Source organism: Microtetraspora malaysiensis (genome assembly GCF_050947145.1).
In the GTDB taxonomy this organism is placed as follows: domain Bacteria; phylum Actinomycetota; class Actinomycetes; order Streptosporangiales; family Streptosporangiaceae; genus Microtetraspora_A; species Microtetraspora_A malaysiensis.
On sequence record NZ_CP191998.1, the window covers coordinates 179802 to 195260 of the forward strand.

Below are 15459 nucleotides of genomic sequence, written 5' to 3' on the forward strand. Positions count from 1 at the left end.
ACATGCCCCCTTCGTCGAACTTGTCTCACCAACAAGGGCGCCGAGTCCGCAAGCTGCTTTTCCCCGTCTTTGCAGCGCTACTCTCCGCCGCTGGCGGTGTGTTGGTCAACAGAGTTGAAGGAGCTTGGTGGACGCAATCAGTCTTCTTTGTGGCTGCGGCAATTTGCTTTTTGATTGCGGGGTACATTGGCATATCGGGACAGTTGCCGAATGAGTTTCCTGAATTTCGTGCTAGGAGGATAAAAAAAGCCAGATCAAAGCTCTGTTCGAAGATTCTGCCTAACCATGTCAGGAGGCTTTGGTCATCAAGAATTTCGGTTCAGGATGTCGTTAAATGGAGCGCGAATATGCGCTATGTCGACGTTAGGTCGGGCTTGAGAACTGTAGCCAACCTGGCAAAGCATGGAAAGGTGGGAGACGATATCCTTAGTGGGTTCGATAAGTCGGATGGACAGCTAATCGTTCTTGGCGGTGCTGGTTCCGGAAAAACCCACACGTTGCTGATCCTGTTTGAAGAGTTGGTTAGTCGCTGTTCTTCCAATGCGAGTGAGTCGATCCCATTTTATTTGGATCTGTCAGATTGGCGCGAGGGTAAGGGGCTTCGCGACTGGTGTATTGAGGCTGTCCACGCTCAGTTCGGAGTCCGTCGCGATTTCGTTGCGGAATGGGTTGACGGCGAAGATATAGTATTGATTCTTGATGGACTGGACGAGATGCCGAGAAAGCTTAGACAAAGCTGCATCTCGGCAATAAATGTGTTTCGAGGAACGCATGGACTACTTCCTATCGTGGTCGCATGTCGAACCGAGGAATACAGTAGTGAACCCAAGGAGCTCCAATTGAAAGGAGCTATCAGGTTAGACTCGATGGATACCAAGGCTGTACGCGCATTAGTGGAAGATCTCGGTAATGACTACAAGGAATTGAAGTCTGCGGTTCGCAGAGATAAGGCGCTCGTGGATCTCCTTGGAATCCCGCTCTTCATGTCGCTAGCGATCAGCGTGTTCTATCAAACGGCCACATCTAATACCCCTGCAAGGCGCAGTACAAGCGCATGGAAGAATGCAATCATTGATGCGTATATTGATGGCGCTCAAGAGAAGGCGGTCGCACGCTTTCCCCGGGCGGATCCCGGAATCGATACTTGGCTGCCCCGGCTCCTCCTTAGAGTTGATAAGAAGCATAATGTAGTCTTTCTCCCCGATCGAATCCCACAGAGTCTTCTTGATGAAGATATGACAGCAGCCGCAAAGCGGCTGGCGGGCTGGCGGGCTGTTGTAATTGTGCTAGTCGCCTTTTCGGTCATACGACTTCCCTTGTTTGTATTTGTGGAAGGCAGTGCAAGTGGCGGTTATCCCTATTTGCTGACGTCACTTATCTTGGGGGCGGCTACTGCATACCATATGCGTGGCCTCACTGTTGCTACGCTAGATCACGCACCTTCAGGGCGCCGTCCAGCAATAGGCCGCCATCTAAAGAGAGTGGCCATTCGCTGGACAGTGATGTATGCCATGCTCGGTACATCAGTCGTTTCTATCTCTAGCGTAGGATTTCGCAAAAATATCATTATCCAGATTATGTATGTCGTGATTGTCGGTGTATTGGCGGTGTATCCGGCTTTCGCGCTATTCAATATATCCGACCAAGGGGACTTTGATGAGATTCCCCGCCAGCCCGGCCAAGAGACTCGTATGCTCTTGATTACCAGTCTTATGTGTGCGGGCATTACAACTACAACTCTGTTCGCGTCACTATCGTTGGCAATGGGCCCTATGCTGGCAGCCGGAGTTGACCTATTTCCGGCCGCATTCCCTGTAATGCTTCCCTATTTTGCTCTGCCATTCTCGCTCATTGCGGCTTTCCGGCACGGCGGCGCAGAATGGCTAATTAGGATTGCTTCGCAAAGGGTGACAGCCCAACATAACATACTCCCCAGCCCGTATTGGCATAGTATCTTTGCGCTTCGTAATTCATCTCTGCTTACGCCATCCGGGGGCGGGTATGTCGTTATTCACTCACTTGTTAGAGAACGTTTGATTGCGCGCGCCGAGGCGAGGTCTCGCGCTTGACGCTCACGTGCGGGTCAGAGGGGGTACTGCAGCCGAAACCGTAGTGCTCTTGAAACCGCTAGGGGCTTGACGCTCCTCGTGGGTTCGAATCCCACGCTCTCCGCTCTCACCTCCGAAAACGGCGTCTGACCAGCGGTTTCGCTACGGTCGGGCGCCGTTGATCGTTTCTGCCCATGTGCAGCCCTACGCCACCCTGAGCAGCCCACGGCCGCTGTTTCCGGGATATATCCGGGATGGATTATGGCGCGGTTCCGCAGGTCGGCTAGGAATCGGAGTTCGCGGCTCTGCGAGTTCAACGGCACCGACCACCGCAGCCACGGCGAGTAGAACGCCGCCATCCGCGCCTACGTCCGCTGGCGCAACGCCCGCGCCGAGCCGAAGACCAACTTCGCCCCGGACTCACCGATCCGTCAGCGGACCGGACTGAATACCCGGCCAGGGCGGCCTGACGAGTGGTTACGCGATGAGCAGGAGCGCGCCGATCACCAGCATCACCACCGCAGTAGCGCCGTGGATGCCGTAGGCGGCCGCCTTGGGCCCGTTGCTGCGCAGCACGACCACCGCGTCGCAGACGGGTATGAGGCCGGCGGCCAGCAAGAACCAGCCCAGCAGGTGGGTTGTCCCGCCGATCAGCACGATGAAGATGAAGAGCCCTGAGGCGATGTCGCGCACGCCCTTGACGGACAGCCAGGCGTGGAAGCTCCGGTCCTCGGTCGGAGTGTCGGGGATGCCGAAGCCGACCGCGTTCTGCGGTGCCCAGAAGGCGCTGGCGCCCATGAAGATGCTGCCCGCGCCGATCAGTCCGGCGAGCACAGTGGCGATGTTGCTGAGCATGAGTTGTCCCCTCGATAGCAGCGCCCATCTCTAGCGGCGCTAGTTATGGGAGCGACGATATTCCTATCGCAGGCATAATGTCTAGCGTTGCTAGGGTGATGCCATGTCCGCCATCGCCAAACGCCGTGAACGTGAACGCGCTCGACGCCATCAGCTGATCATCACGGCCGCCCGCGAACTGGCCGAGGCCGAAGGGTGGGAGGCAGTGGCCACGCGAAGGCTGGCTGAGCGGGTCGAGTACAGCCAGCCCGTGCTCTACAGCCACTTCAACGGGAAGGCCGCCATCCTGCGCGCCGTTGCCACCGAAGGCTTCGGTGAACTCGCGGCCCGCCTGCGCCGTGCCCGGCTGTCCACCCCCGAGCCGCCTGAGGCACTGCACGCCGTCTGCCGCGCCTACCTGGAGTTCGCGGCCGAACAGCCCGCCCTCTACCAGGCGATGTTCGTCCTGCCGACCGAGGTGAAGTTCGCGCACGCTGAGACGCCGCCCCCACTGCGCGCCGCTTTCGACGAGTTCGTGAGCTGCTTCCGCTCGGACAACCTGCGACGCGAACTGTTCGCCGAAGTCACCTGGAGCGCGTTGCACGGCATAGCCGCCCTGTCGGACAGCGGCCGCATCCCCCCGGACGGCCAAGCGGAGCGGCTCGACTTCCTCGTCACCCAGATGGCCGGCACACCAAGTGGACCGGCCCCGCTGTGAGGGGCAATTGAAAGGCCAAGGTGGCACGGTGGCGAGAGCATCGGTCAAGGCGGACATCCGGCTCAGAGAAGAGCGCTTCCGGTGACCCCCGTCACGCCGGCCACGTCCCGCGAGTCCCCCCGCGGCCGGTGGCCGCGGGGGGACGGACGTCAGCTTCCGGACCTGAGGGGCCGGAAGAAGGCGCGCAGCTCGTTGGCGACCTGTTCGGGTTCCTCATGAGCCATGAAGTGTCCTCCCCGTTCCGGGGTACTCCAGTGGCGCAGGTCGGTGCAGAGACGTTCGGTGAGGCTCCGGGGGATGTTCGCGTAGGCCGGTTCGTTGCTCAGCGTCACCGCGCTGGGCACCGTGATGGTTGGGACCGGCCTGTTCTGGGGGTAGTCGTAGTACTGCCGGAAGGATGAGCCGATGGTGCCGGTGGCCCAGTAGAGGGTCGCGACCGTCAGCAGGGTGTCCTTGTCCCAGCGGGTCTCCAGGTCGCCGCTGCAGTCGCTCCAGTCGCGGTACTTGTCGATGATCCATGCGACGAGTCCCGCCGGGGAGTCCGCCAGGGCGGCGGCGATCGTGTCCGGCCGGGTGCACATGATCTCGCTGTAGCCCTGGTCCGTGGCGTCGTACGCGCTGAGGGCTTCGAGGTATGCCTCCTCCTCGGCGGTCGGCGGCTGCTCCCGGAAGTCGGTCGTGATCACTGCGGAGGTGATGTGGACGCCGGCGACCTCGCCCGGGTAGAGGGCGCCGAGCCACTGCGTCACCCCGCCCCCGATGTCACCGCCGAAGGCCCCGAAGCGCGGGTAGCCGAGAGTCTCGGTCATGAGCGTGTGCCAGGTCTCGGCGACACCCCTGCGGGTGAACGGCCCCTGCGGCAGCTCGGAGTACAGGAAACCGGGCAGCGAGGGAATGACCACGTCGAATGCGTCAGCGGGATCACCGCCGTGGCCGGCCGGGTCGGCCAGCAGCTCGGCGACTCGCAGCATCTCCACGAAGCTGCTTGGCCAGCCGTGGGTCAGGATCAGCGGCAACGGCGCGGGCGCGCCTTCGGCGCCTCTGCCGCGCAGGTGCACGAAGTGCACCTGCTGTCCGGCGATCTCGGCGATGTGATGCGGGTAGGCGTTGAGCGCCGTCTCGGCCGCGCGCCAGTCGAATCCGTCTGCCCAGTAGGTGACGAGCTCGCGCAGGTAGCCGGGATCGGTCCCGGCGGCCCAGTAGGTGGTGTCTGACGCCGCCGTGAAGAGGGTGCGGGCGAGGCGCGCACGCAGGTCGTTCAGAACATCATCGGATACGGAGATCTGAAAGGGCTTTGCTGTCATTGTTCCTTCGTTCAGGAGTGCTCGACGGGCGGGCGCTCCTGAGTGCCGGTCAGACAGACGCAGCGGCCAGGAGTGCCCGGACAGGGTGGTTCGTGGTCATCGGGCTCACCTCCTCGCGTTACGTGACTTGGAAGACTATATCCCTATCGACTGGTACGAGAAGATCTCGCTGGTCTGGGCCGACAGCGCCTACGCGGGCAAGCTCATCACCTGGGCCAAAAAGTCGGCCTAGAGCTCGGCGAGGAACTCGTTGACGGCCTTGGCGAAGCCGTTGGGGTCGTTGGCGTATACGAAGTGGTCGGTGTTCAGTTCGACTTTGCGGGTGTTGGGGCGGCGGTCGACCATGGCCTGGGCCTGGTCGGCGGGGATGACGCCCTGGGTGGGGTGGATCAGGAGGGCGGGGCAGGTGCTGGCCAGCCAGTCGGCCCAGTGGTCGCCGTGGACGAGGTCCTCCGAGTCGACGATGTCTTGCGGGTGGAAGGGCAGGCTCCAGGTGCCGTCGGGGCGTTCGCGAGGGAGCTTGTCGAAGAAGGAGGCCATCGGGCCCATGCCGTCGATCAGCGCCTGGCGGCTGGGGGCCTCGTAGGGCAGGCCCAGGACGAAGGCCAGCGGGTTGTGGCCGTCGAGGCCCAGGGAGGCTGCGCCGTCGGCGTTGATGAATGCGCTGACCCGCTCGGGGTGGTGGGCGGCGAGCTGGTAGGCGTTGATGGCGCCGAGCGAATGGCCGAGAACGACGACCTGGTCGAGGCCCAGGTGGTCCAGGAGGGCTACGGCGTCGGTGATGTACCCGGCCCGGGAGTAGTCGGCGGCGCGGTCGGAGTGGCCGTGTCCTCGCTGGTCGAGGGCGATGAGACGCCACTCGGGGGGCAGTTCGGCGGCCAGGTCGGCGAAGCTCGCCGCCTCCGACATGTGGCCGTGGAGGGCCAGCAGGGGGCGGCCGGTGCCGCCGAAGTCGAGGTAGGAAAGCCGGCGGCCGTCGATGACGAGTTCGGCCCGGGTGGCGGTCATGTTCTTCTCCGTTCTTGGGGTGGGATGACCATATTCGGAATTTGGGCATTTGCGCAATGCATATGCCTAAGGCGCCCGTCTAAGGCTTTTGCCTGATGCGTCCACTACCATCCGTGGCATGGGAAATCGCGAGGATCTCATCGCCGGTGCCCGTCGTTGTCTGGAGGAGAAGGGGTGGGCACGGACCACGGTCCGCGACATCGCCGCGGCCTCCGGCGGGGTCAGCATGGCGGCCATCGGCTACCACTTCGGATCGCGGGAGGCGCTGCTGAACACGGCGCTCATCGAGGCGATCGACGAATGGGGCTCGGAGATGGGGCGCACGCTGGCCAACTACGCCGGGGACAGCTCCGGGGAACAGTACGAGGCCATGTGGGCGGGGATCACCGAGTCGTTCAGCACCCACCGGAATCTGTGGGTCGCCACAATTGAGGCGCTACTGCAGTCTGAGCACTCGCCCGAGCTGCGTCGATATCTGGCCGGGGCCCAGGTCGAAGGTCGTCGCGGGCTGGCGGCAATCCTGCTGGGAGTCGAGGAGAGCGCTCTGGCGGAGGGTTCCGTACGATCGCTGGGAGCGGTGCAGATGGCTCTGTTCTCGGGAGTGATGGTGCAGTGGCTCACCGACCCCGAGCAGGCTCCCTCCGCGTCCGAGGTGGTGGCGGGGCTACGGGCCATCGCAACTATCGCCGACAAGCATTGACACCGATCCGCGCTCACCATTCTCGGCGGTGGCTACCTGGTGGGGCACGGCGCACGGACACCCGCCTCACCTTCCGCGCCGGTTACCACGACAACACCGTGCCCGTGATCACCTCCGAAAACGGCGTCTTCCTCCCGGTTTGGGCCGAACTTGCCGGAATATGTAACCACCCTTAGATCCAGATTGAACCCGGTCGCGGCCCGGACGGATAGATATGCCGAGCATGGGCGGAATCGTAGGCACCCTCGCGACGGCGGCCGGGATGTGGGCCGGCACCAACGTGGACGATCTCATCGTCCTCACGGTGCTGTTCCTGTCCCTTCGAGCCGCCGGCGCCCCCAAGGCGTGGCAGATCTGGGTCGGGCAATACTGCGGGATCGCGACACTGGTGGCCCTGTCTATGATCGCGGCGCTCGGCCTGGCGGTCATCGCTGACGGCTGGGTCGGTCTGCTCGGCCTGGTCCCCTTCGCCCTGGGACTCCGCGGCCTCATCGCGACGATCCGCGCCCGCAACAGCGGTGAGCACGCATCGATGGCCGTTTCGGGCGGCGCGCTCTCGGTGGCGAGCGTGACGATCGCCAACGGCGGCGACAACATCTCCGTCTACACGCCGGTGTTCCACACCATCGGTACGGGCGCCAGCGTGGTGACGATCATCGCGTTCTTCGTCGCGCTGGCCGTGTGGTGCCTGGCCGGGTCCTGGCTCAGCTCCCACAAGAAGGTCGTCGAGGTCATCGAACGCTACGGGCACTGGATCGTTCCAGTCGTATATGTGGTGATCGGAACGCTCGTCCTCAGAAGGTCCGGAGTCATCGGCAAGATCTTCTGACCCGTACGATACGGGCTTGACCGTCGGTGGGCGCGCTCCCATGCCATGCGATGCCCGAGCTCACTGGGACGCTCACACCTGGAATTACGGGTGGGATCCCGTGGTCAAGTCGCTGTGTGAGCCGGTCGGACCGTGCCTCAGCAGTTCTTGCAGGTCGGCGACGGGCTGGACACCGGAGACCGGCGGGCGGCCGTCGATCACCAGGCTGGGTACGCCGGTGACGCCGTGCTCGGCCGCGCGGCGCCGGTCGGCGCGTACCTGTCCGGCGTAGTCGTCACCGGCCAGGACGGCGCGTACCTCATCACCGTCCAGCCCGGCCTCGCCGCCCAGGCGCCGCAGGACCTGCGCATCGGCGACATTGAGCCCCTCGGTGTGGTAGCCGTACAACAGCAACTCCATCATCTGGTCGGCTCGGCCGCGGTCGGCGGCCAGCTTGACCAGCCGGTGCGCGTCGAAGGTGTTCACCGGGCGCGCCAGATGCAGGTTCAGCTCCAGGCCTTCCGCCGCGCCCAGCGACCGGATCCGGGCGATTCGGGCGGGCGCCTGCTCGCCCCACCAGCCGGCCATGGCCTCTGCGGCGGTCGGGCCGGGGATCCGGCCTTCCTCCGGCGCGAGTTCGTAGCCGCGCCAGACGACCTCGACGCGGTCACGGCCGGTGTGCTCGGCCAGTGCGGCCGTCAGGCGTCTTTTGCCGATGTAGCACCAGGGGCACAGCACATCGGCGTATATTTCGAGCTTCATGAGCGTCCTTACAGTGATGGAGCAAGTTCGCCTTGGTGCCGGCGACCACCGGGGTTCGGGCGATCAGGCGTCCAGGCGCTGGGGGACCGGTCCGTAGTGCCGCGTAGTCGTCGCCCACCGTGACCAGGTGTACGCCGACGACGGCCGGTCGCTCCAGTCGCCAGGAACGTTATGGACACACGCTAGATCCGGGACATCACCCCACGCCTCGCCCCACGGATCGAGCGTTCATCCGTCCTTGGACCTAGGTCGTGTCTGACAAATCAAGCCCTGCTGCGCGCGGCCCAGACGGCGCCTCGCTGCGTTGTCGTCGTCGGCGTAGGCTCCGCTACGGCCTCCTCCTCCGCCTTGCGATGCATCCATCTGGATCCGCGCTCGCTACGGGCAGCATTTGTCAGACGCTCCCTAGGCCTGCCGGCCCATCACCCGATCACTGATCGCCTACGACCCCGGGCCCTCCCCATGGATATCCCCAGCCGAGGCAAGCGCCGTTGATCGTTTCCAGCCAGGTGCGGCGGGCGGCAAGGTTTAGGCTGTGGCCTGTGATCACCGCATGATCTCCTGTCGTCACACACCCGATGATCGGCGGTGGCCGTAGCCGTTGTCCGGCAGCCCGGCTCCCTGCCCCGCTGGACGAATAGATCGACAACACGGGAGGATCCTGTCCGATGGCGACCTACGTATTGGTCCACGCTGCGGCAGTCGATTCCTGGTACTGGGGACCGCTCTCCGCCGAACTGCGAGACAGGGGCCACGACGTGGTGGCACCGGACCTGCCGTGTGATGACGAGTCGGCCGGGCTCGCGGAGTACGCGGACACGGTGGTCGAGGCGATCGGCGGGCGCACCGGTCTGGTCGTCGTCGCCCACTCGTTCGGTGGGTTCACCGGCTCGCTGGTGTGTGACCGGGTGCCGGTCGACCTGCTCGTGATGCTCCAGGCTCAGATCCCGGCCCCCGGCGAATCGCCGGGCGAATGGTGGGGCAACACCGGCTACGGGGCGGCACGGGAGGAAGCCGATCGGCGCCGAGGCGTCGCGGGTGGCACGGAGGAGGACGCATTGTCCCTCGTGCTGCACGACACCCCGACTGACCTGGCCGCCGAGTTCGTAGCCGGGCACCAGCGGCGCCAGGCGCCCACCCCATTCGGCAAGCCGTGGCCGCTGGCCTCCTGGCCGGACGTGCCGACCAGGTTCCTGCTGGCCGCCGACGACCGCTTCTTCCCAGCCGAGTTCATGCGCGGGGTCGTCGCCGAGCGTCTCGCTTTCGAACCGGACGAAATGCCTGGTGATCACTGCCCGATGCTCGGCCACCCGAAGGAACTGGCCGACCGCCTTGAGGCGTACCGCACCGAGCTCTGACCAGCCCGCTCTCCCGTAGGTGTTCGCGACCGCCCGTCACGTCCGCGCGGCCAGGTCGCGATCCACGATCACCGCCACCTTGCCCGGTACGCCATGGCCCGCCTTCAGCGACTGCAGTCCCGCGTTGATCGCATCGACGGTGCTGTCGATGGTCTGGCTGACGTGTGGGACCACAAGTCCCTGCGTCGCCCACTCCATCGCCAGAGCCATCCCTCGGTGGAGAAAGGCATGCGCCTCGCTGTCGAGCGTGGCGGGCTCGGAGAAGTAGCGCAGCAGGTTGACGTTGACCTGCTTGGCACCCCGCTCGGCCAGGATGGCATCCACCGGGCTGTGCGTTTCGACCAAGCGTGTCGTCTTGCCGGGGCCGACGCCCAGCACGATCCAGCTGCCGCCCCGCCGGACGGTCTTCGCGGTCTCGACGAAGCTCTGCTCGCTGTAGGTGGCGTCAAAGACGAGGTCAACGCCCCGTCCGCTGGTCAGGTTCGCGATTTCGGTGGCGATGTCGTCGCGCTTGTAATTGAAAACGTGTTGGGCGCCGGACTGCCGGGACAGCGCCATCGATTGGGGCGTGCTGCCGCTGCTGATGACTGGTCCGGCCCCCAGGGCACGCGCCGCCATCTGTACGGCGAGATGCCCGACGCCGCCCCCACCGCCCGGGATGTAGACCGTGTCGCCGGCCTGGACGGCCCGGTAAAGGCCCATGAAAGCGGACAGGAAGCACATCGGAAGCGCCGCCGCGTCGCGGAAGCTCAGGGAGGGCGGCTTGGGGACGGTGAGGAAGTGGCGTGCGACGGCATAGCCGCCTTCCCCTCCGCTGCCACCTGTTGCGACCCAGCCGCCATCACTGTTCAAATCGGCCATGGCCGCCACCGCGTCGCCGACGGCTACGCCTCTCACACCATTGCCCACCGCGACCACGACGCCGGCCATGTCAAGACCGAGAACGACGGGGGGCGTCCGTCCCATGAAATTGAGGTCGGCCAGCTTGTACTCCAGCGGGTTGAGCGACGAGGCGGCGACGCGGATCAGAACCTGGTCGGCCGCCGGCTGCGGCACCGGAACACGCACCGCCTCAAGTGGCAGCCCAGCTCGGTCTCTTGTGTACCCGACGCCGAGGAACGTCTCCGGGATCGTCTGACTCTGCTTCATGTTTCGCTCCCCCACCTGATGACACGCCGGCCCGCGACGGCCGGCAGGACGGGTGCGATTCCGCTTCATACCCCCTCGTCGCCTGCGGTGCCGGATGCCGAAGGCAAAAGTTCGGGGGCCACCTGGCGCATGGACTCAGCTGGGCAGCCTCGCTGGTGAGACACAGATTTGGCAGCCTTAGAAGTTCCGCATCCGGCGCAGCGGCGAGAGCAGCAGGGGCGCCAGGCTGAGTAGCTGCGCCAGCACCAGCCCCCAGAGGCCGCCGCGGGTGCCGTACAGCTCGCCGAGCAGGCCGCCCGCGGTGGCGCCGAAGGGCATCACGCCCCAGGCGATGAACCTGGTCGAGGCCGTCACCCTGCCGAGCAGATGGTCTGGGGTGATCGCCTGCCGATAGCTCGCCTGGGCCACGTTGTAGAGCACCCCGCCCGTCGCCGTCATCAGGGTGGCGACGACGAACCAGGACAGCCCCCAGCCCGCGCTGGTGAGCGGGATCAGCAGCGCGAAGGGGGTGCAGACGGCCGGGGCCAGCCAGACAAGTCTGGCCTGACCGATCCGTCCGGCCAGACGGCCCGAGGTCACAGCCCCCAGCAGACCGCCCACGGCACCCGCCATGAGCAGCATGCCGTACAGGCCAGGGCTGGCGCCGACCGTGCGGATCAGGAACAGCACCTGCAGCACGGCAATCGCCGAGGTACAGAAGTTGGAGATGGCCGCGCTGGTGGCGGTGGCCCGCAGGGCGGGATCTCGCAGCACGAAGGCCAGGCCCTCCCGGATCTCACTCCAGAGCCCTCGGCGTTCGGCCGTACGAGCTTCCAGCGCCTCGCGCGCGTCGATCTTGCGCAGACAGAGCGCGGAGGCGAGATAGCTGAACACGTCGGCCAGCAGCGCGACGGGCCCGCCCACCAGTTGGACGGTCCAGCCGCCGACGCCGGGTCCCGCAACCCGCGACAGCCCCGCTACCGACTCGATCGCGCCGTTACCTCCTATGAGCTGGTCCTTGTCGAGCAGGGTCGGCAGGAAACTGCGGTAGGCCACGTCGAAGAACACCGTGGCCGCGCTCAGCCCGAACGCCACCACGTACAGGTGCGGCAGCGTGAGCACGCCCAGCCACCAGGCGACGGGGAGCGTCAGCAGGAGCGCCGCCCTGGCAAGATCGGCGGCGACCAGGATGGGACGGCGGCGCAGCCGGTCCACCCATACCCCTGCGGGCAGGCCGATCAGCAGGAAAGCGGCCTGCTGCGCGGCGTTGAGCAGGCCGGTGTCCAGGGCACCGGCCCGGAGTGCGACGACAGCGGTCAGCGGCAGTGCCACCAGCGTGATCTGGGTGCCCGCATGACTGATCGCGTCTGCGGAGAGCAGCCGCCGGAAGTTCCGGTTCTGGAGGAGGGCGGGGGAGGCCACTCGCGATGATCACAAGTGGTGACAGAGGATGTCAAGGCGCCGTGGTCGCCTGTCGCGTTGTCTGACCTCCCGCTCCTTGCCGCAGATCAGGCCAGGCCGAACGAGCGGGACAGGGAGTCCTTCCAGGCGCGGCGTTCGCTCTCCTGCCGGGACAACAAATCTCGCGTCGCGTTGTTAAAGAACAACGCGACTGACCGTTTTGGGCGAAATGGACCCTCAATTCCGCGTCAAGTATTGCTGGTGACGCAATGACGCCCGCCCATGGGCGTCGGCATGCTGACTCAAGTCGCGTTCGCCGCATCATGTCAGCGCGTCGACGCCCGCGTAGGCCCGGCACTCCGCGTGCGTGCTCGGCAGATTCCAGGCCCGCACGATCTCGACGAAATTGCCCCAGCGCCAGGTCTCCGGCCCCAGCTCGGCCAGGACGCGTACGACCCGCTGCTGCGGCTCGGTCAGCTCCTTGAACGGCGGCAGCGGACGAGGCGCGCCTTCCCCGAACGTCAACCGCAGCGCCGCCGTGGCCATCGAAAAGGTCGCGACCTCCGCGCTGCGCGACAGGCCCTCCAGGACGGCGTCGACGGACTCCGCCGGCAACTTGGCGTCCAGCGCGGCCAGCGTCTGCGACGCGTAGGCGCGCGGATCGCCCTCCAGGAAATGCACTCCGGGCGCCACGTCTGCTTCCGGCGGGTCGACGCTGGCCGACGCCAGTGCGCCGATGATCTCGGGGTCGAGGACGTCGAGTCGGGCGAGGGCCACGGCGGCGGCCCAGCGCAGCAGCGGCTCGGGACCGCTGAGGTGCTCGCGCAGCCGCGGAATCAGCTCCGCGTCCGACAGCAGTCCCGCGGAGATGATCGCGTTGGCCGTGACGCCGGTGACGATCTCGGATGCCAGCAGAGTCCGGAGCGCCAGGACGGAATCGGCCGCTTCCTCCGGGAACCAGCCCAGCAGGTACGCCGTGGCGGACCGGGTCTCCGCATCGTCGTCGCCCAGCAGCCGGCGAAGCCCGGGTATCTCGGCCCGGACCGCGTCGTAGACGCCCAGCTCGTCTTGCGCGTATCGGAGCGATTCGGCGTGGTCGAACATGTCCCGCCGCCAGCTCCGGACCCGCCGCTCGCCCTCGTCCTGGGCCGCCTCGACCCACTCGTCGATCTTGCGCAGCTCCTCCGCCGGGTCGGCGGCGCGCATCCGCCTGACCTCGGCCCGCCAGCCCGCGATGTCGACGCCGCGCGGCAGGTGCGCCTCGTCGTATCCGATCGCCACCGAGGCGAGCAGGTGCACGATCTCCTGCCGATCGTCTGTCGCCGGATCGACGGCGAGCCGAGTCAGGAACGGCACCGCATACGCGGTTGCCTGGTATCGGCTGCCCTGGTGGAAGATGTTGCCGTACAGCTCGTGCACGGCGCGTTTGCGCTCGTCGTGAGACTCGGAGCGCAGCGCCTTCAGCAGTCCCGGAACGTCGTCCGCGGGACCGTAGGCGTGACTCAGCGCCGCCCAGTCGAGCTCGTCCAGCCCCGCCAGGACATCGCGATCATCCATGGCGTGCAGTGTGCCGGCCGCCACCGACATCCCGCGGGAATCAGGCGGGGCCGAGCAGGTCCCAGCGGTTTCCGGCGATGTCGACGAACACGGCGACCTGTCCGTACGGCTCGCTGCGCGGCGAGGTCACGAACTCGACGTCCGCGGCGACCATCCGCTGGTAGGCGGCGTCGAAGTCGTCCACCCGGAGGAAGAACCCCACCCTGCCGGCCACCTGGTTCCCGACGGCCATGGCCTGCCGTTCTCCGTCGGCGCGGGCGAGCAGGATGCCGGTTTCCGCGCCCGGCGGGCGGACGACGACCCACCGCTTCGGGCGGCCGTCGTTCGTCAAGGAGGGCGAGTCCTCCACCAGGTCGAAGCCGAGGACGCCGACGAAGAACTCAATGGCTTCGTCGTAGTCGTCCACGACGATCGCGAACAAGTCGATCTTCATGAGCTGATCGTACGGGCACGCGTCCGGAACGGAAGGTCAGGCCGCCTCGCGGGAGCCGATGGCTCCGGCGCGCACACGCGCCACCTGCGTCGCGAGGGCGTCCACGTCGAACGGCATGGCCGCCGACTCGAACGCCCGGCCCAGCGCGTGCAGCATGTCCATGCCGTCCCAGCTCGCGGCGAACTCCTCGTCGATCGGCTGCATCAGGTCGCCGAGCGCGCTCTCGGCGCGGTTGCGCATCACGAGGATCCGCCACTGCCCGACGAAGCGGCGGAACTCCACCAGCCGCTGGCCGGCGACGGCGATCTCGGAGACGATCTCGTGCAGTTCCTGGTTCACCTGCTGCGCCCGTGCCGACATCTCCAGGACGCTCTCGTGTACGGCGTCGCAGAGCAGGGGCACCTCGTTGAGCGAGGTCGACGGCGCGAGGCCGTCCACGACCTCGGCCGCGAACGCGGCGACCATGTCGTTGTGCACGTTGGCCAGCGCGATCCGGAACCGCAGGTCCGTGACGTACGAGCGCAGCGCGGTGAGCCGGGGCACCAGCCGCTCCAGCGTGTCCACGGCGGTGTGGGTCGGCGTGGCCATCACCCGGGCGACGTTGTACAACACGGGGGCGGTGTCGGCGACCCGCTCGGACGCGGCCTGGGCGGCGGCGACGGTGTGGTCGAGCCTGCGGGAGATGTCGAGCACCTGGGTGGACGACCGCAGGAGGCGGTCGCTGAGCACGCGGTAGCTCTCCAGTCGCTCCACCAGGTCGGTGAGCATCGCTTCAAGCGCGCCGGTCCCGGCGAGCACCTCTCCTATCGGCCCGCGCGCCTCGGGACGGGCGTACGTCGACGAGGCGAGCCGCCCGCGCGTCGCGATCTCACCGGTCAGCGCCTCGGTGAGGAAGTCGTCGTGCGAACGGAACCCGAGCTCGCCCAGCTGCTGCTCGAGCTGCCTGATGCCGACCTGTGCGACCTCGCGCCGGTTCATCCCGTGGCGTTCGGCCGCTTCGACCTCGGCGTCGGCGACGTACTTGTAGATCCGCTTGACCTCGTCGAACAGCTCGGACCTGGGGGCCATCCGGACCGAGAGGAAGCCCTCCGCCGAGGGCGTCATCGTGGCGAAGACCCAGTAGTTGCTGCCGTCCTTGGCCAGGTTCTGCACGTACGCGCCGGCCGGACGGCCGGAGAGCAGGCGGTCCCACATCAGCCGGAAGACCCCGGCCGGCATGTCGGGGTGGCGCACGATGTTGTGCGGGGCGCCGGTCAGCTCGTCGAGGGAGAACCGGGAGGTCCGCACAAAGACAGAGTTGCCGCTGCGGATCAGCCCGCGCCGGTCCGTGGTGGAGAAGAAGAGCTCCTCCGAACCGATGAACTGCTCTGCCCCTGTGGGCATGCGAAACTCGCCAAGAC

Annotated in this window: 14 protein-coding genes; 5 read left to right on the top strand and 9 right to left on the bottom strand. The window is 66.2% G+C overall.

Going from position 1 to position 15459, the window contains the following annotated elements:
- Positions 1–2 precede the first annotated feature (2 nt).
- The gene (locus ACQP1V_RS00940; RefSeq protein ID WP_433417825.1) at positions 3–2069 is read left to right on the top strand and encodes an NACHT domain-containing protein; all 2067 of its coding nucleotides are present in this window, start codon (positions 3–5) and stop codon (positions 2067–2069) included.
- A gap of 456 nt (positions 2070–2525) precedes the next feature.
- Here ACQP1V_RS00940 and ACQP1V_RS00945 read toward each other — a convergent pair whose 3' ends face one another.
- Positions 2526–2903, bottom strand: coding sequence for a DUF4267 domain-containing protein (locus ACQP1V_RS00945; protein WP_433417828.1), 378 nt, complete (start codon positions 2901–2903; stop codon positions 2526–2528).
- 103 nt (positions 2904–3006) lie between these two features.
- Between ACQP1V_RS00945 and ACQP1V_RS00950 the strand changes: the two genes are divergently transcribed.
- Positions 3007–3600: a TetR/AcrR family transcriptional regulator gene (locus ACQP1V_RS00950; RefSeq protein WP_433417830.1), complete on the top strand. Its 594-nt coding sequence runs from the start codon at positions 3007–3009 to the stop codon at positions 3598–3600.
- A gap of 149 nt (positions 3601–3749) precedes the next feature.
- Here the strand turns inward: ACQP1V_RS00950 and ACQP1V_RS00955 are convergent, their stop codons facing one another.
- The gene (locus ACQP1V_RS00955) at positions 3750–4904 is read right to left on the bottom strand and encodes an epoxide hydrolase family protein (RefSeq protein WP_433417833.1); all 1155 of its coding nucleotides are present in this window, start codon (positions 4902–4904) and stop codon (positions 3750–3752) included.
- Between the two features lie 228 nt (positions 4905–5132).
- Positions 5133–5912, bottom strand: coding sequence for an alpha/beta fold hydrolase (locus ACQP1V_RS00960; RefSeq protein ID WP_433417836.1), 780 nt, complete (start codon positions 5910–5912; stop codon positions 5133–5135).
- Positions 5913–6030: 118 nt separating this feature from the next.
- Here ACQP1V_RS00960 and ACQP1V_RS00965 point away from each other — a divergent pair, with 118 nt between their 5' ends.
- Positions 6031–6612 carry a TetR/AcrR family transcriptional regulator gene (locus ACQP1V_RS00965; RefSeq protein WP_433417839.1) on the top strand — a complete coding sequence of 194 codons (582 nt, stop codon included), beginning with the start codon at positions 6031–6033 and terminating at the stop codon, positions 6610–6612.
- 223 nt (positions 6613–6835) lie between these two features.
- The gene (locus ACQP1V_RS00970; RefSeq protein WP_387417082.1) at positions 6836–7441 is read left to right on the top strand and encodes a cadmium resistance transporter; all 606 of its coding nucleotides are present in this window, start codon (positions 6836–6838) and stop codon (positions 7439–7441) included.
- Positions 7442–7525: 84 nt separating this feature from the next.
- On the opposite strand, the gene ACQP1V_RS00975 is transcribed toward ACQP1V_RS00970, so the two are convergent.
- The gene (locus ACQP1V_RS00975) at positions 7526–8182 is read right to left on the bottom strand and encodes a DsbA family oxidoreductase (RefSeq protein ID WP_433417843.1); all 657 of its coding nucleotides are present in this window, start codon (positions 8180–8182) and stop codon (positions 7526–7528) included.
- 668 nt (positions 8183–8850) lie between these two features.
- Between ACQP1V_RS00975 and ACQP1V_RS00980 the strand changes: the two genes are divergently transcribed.
- A complete protein-coding gene (locus ACQP1V_RS00980; protein WP_433417845.1) occupies positions 8851–9540 on the top strand; it encodes an alpha/beta fold hydrolase in 690 nt (229 codons plus the stop codon).
- 36 nt (positions 9541–9576) lie between these two features.
- Here the strand turns inward: ACQP1V_RS00980 and ACQP1V_RS00985 are convergent, their stop codons facing one another.
- The 5 genes from ACQP1V_RS00985 to ACQP1V_RS01005 all read right to left on the bottom strand — a co-directional run bounded on the left by ACQP1V_RS00985 (position 9577) and on the right by ACQP1V_RS01005 (position 15442).
- On the bottom strand, positions 9577–10689 hold the full coding sequence (locus tag ACQP1V_RS00985) for a quinone oxidoreductase family protein (RefSeq protein WP_433417848.1): 1113 nt from the start codon (positions 10687–10689) through the stop codon (positions 9577–9579).
- Positions 10690–10866: 177 nt separating this feature from the next.
- Positions 10867–12090, bottom strand: coding sequence for an MFS transporter (locus tag ACQP1V_RS00990; RefSeq protein WP_433417851.1), 1224 nt, complete (start codon positions 12088–12090; stop codon positions 10867–10869).
- Between the two features lie 300 nt (positions 12091–12390).
- Entirely contained in the window at positions 12391–13626 is a 1236-nt protein-coding gene (locus ACQP1V_RS00995; RefSeq protein ID WP_433417853.1) for a HEAT repeat domain-containing protein, read from the bottom strand.
- A 40-nt stretch (positions 13627–13666) separates the two neighbouring features.
- Complete coding sequence (locus tag ACQP1V_RS01000; protein WP_433417856.1) at positions 13667–14059, bottom strand: VOC family protein; 393 nt, start codon at positions 14057–14059, stop codon at positions 13667–13669.
- Between the two features lie 36 nt (positions 14060–14095).
- The gene (locus ACQP1V_RS01005) at positions 14096–15442 is read right to left on the bottom strand and encodes a PAS domain-containing protein (RefSeq protein ID WP_433417859.1); all 1347 of its coding nucleotides are present in this window, start codon (positions 15440–15442) and stop codon (positions 14096–14098) included.
- Positions 15443–15459: the final 17 nt, after the last annotated feature.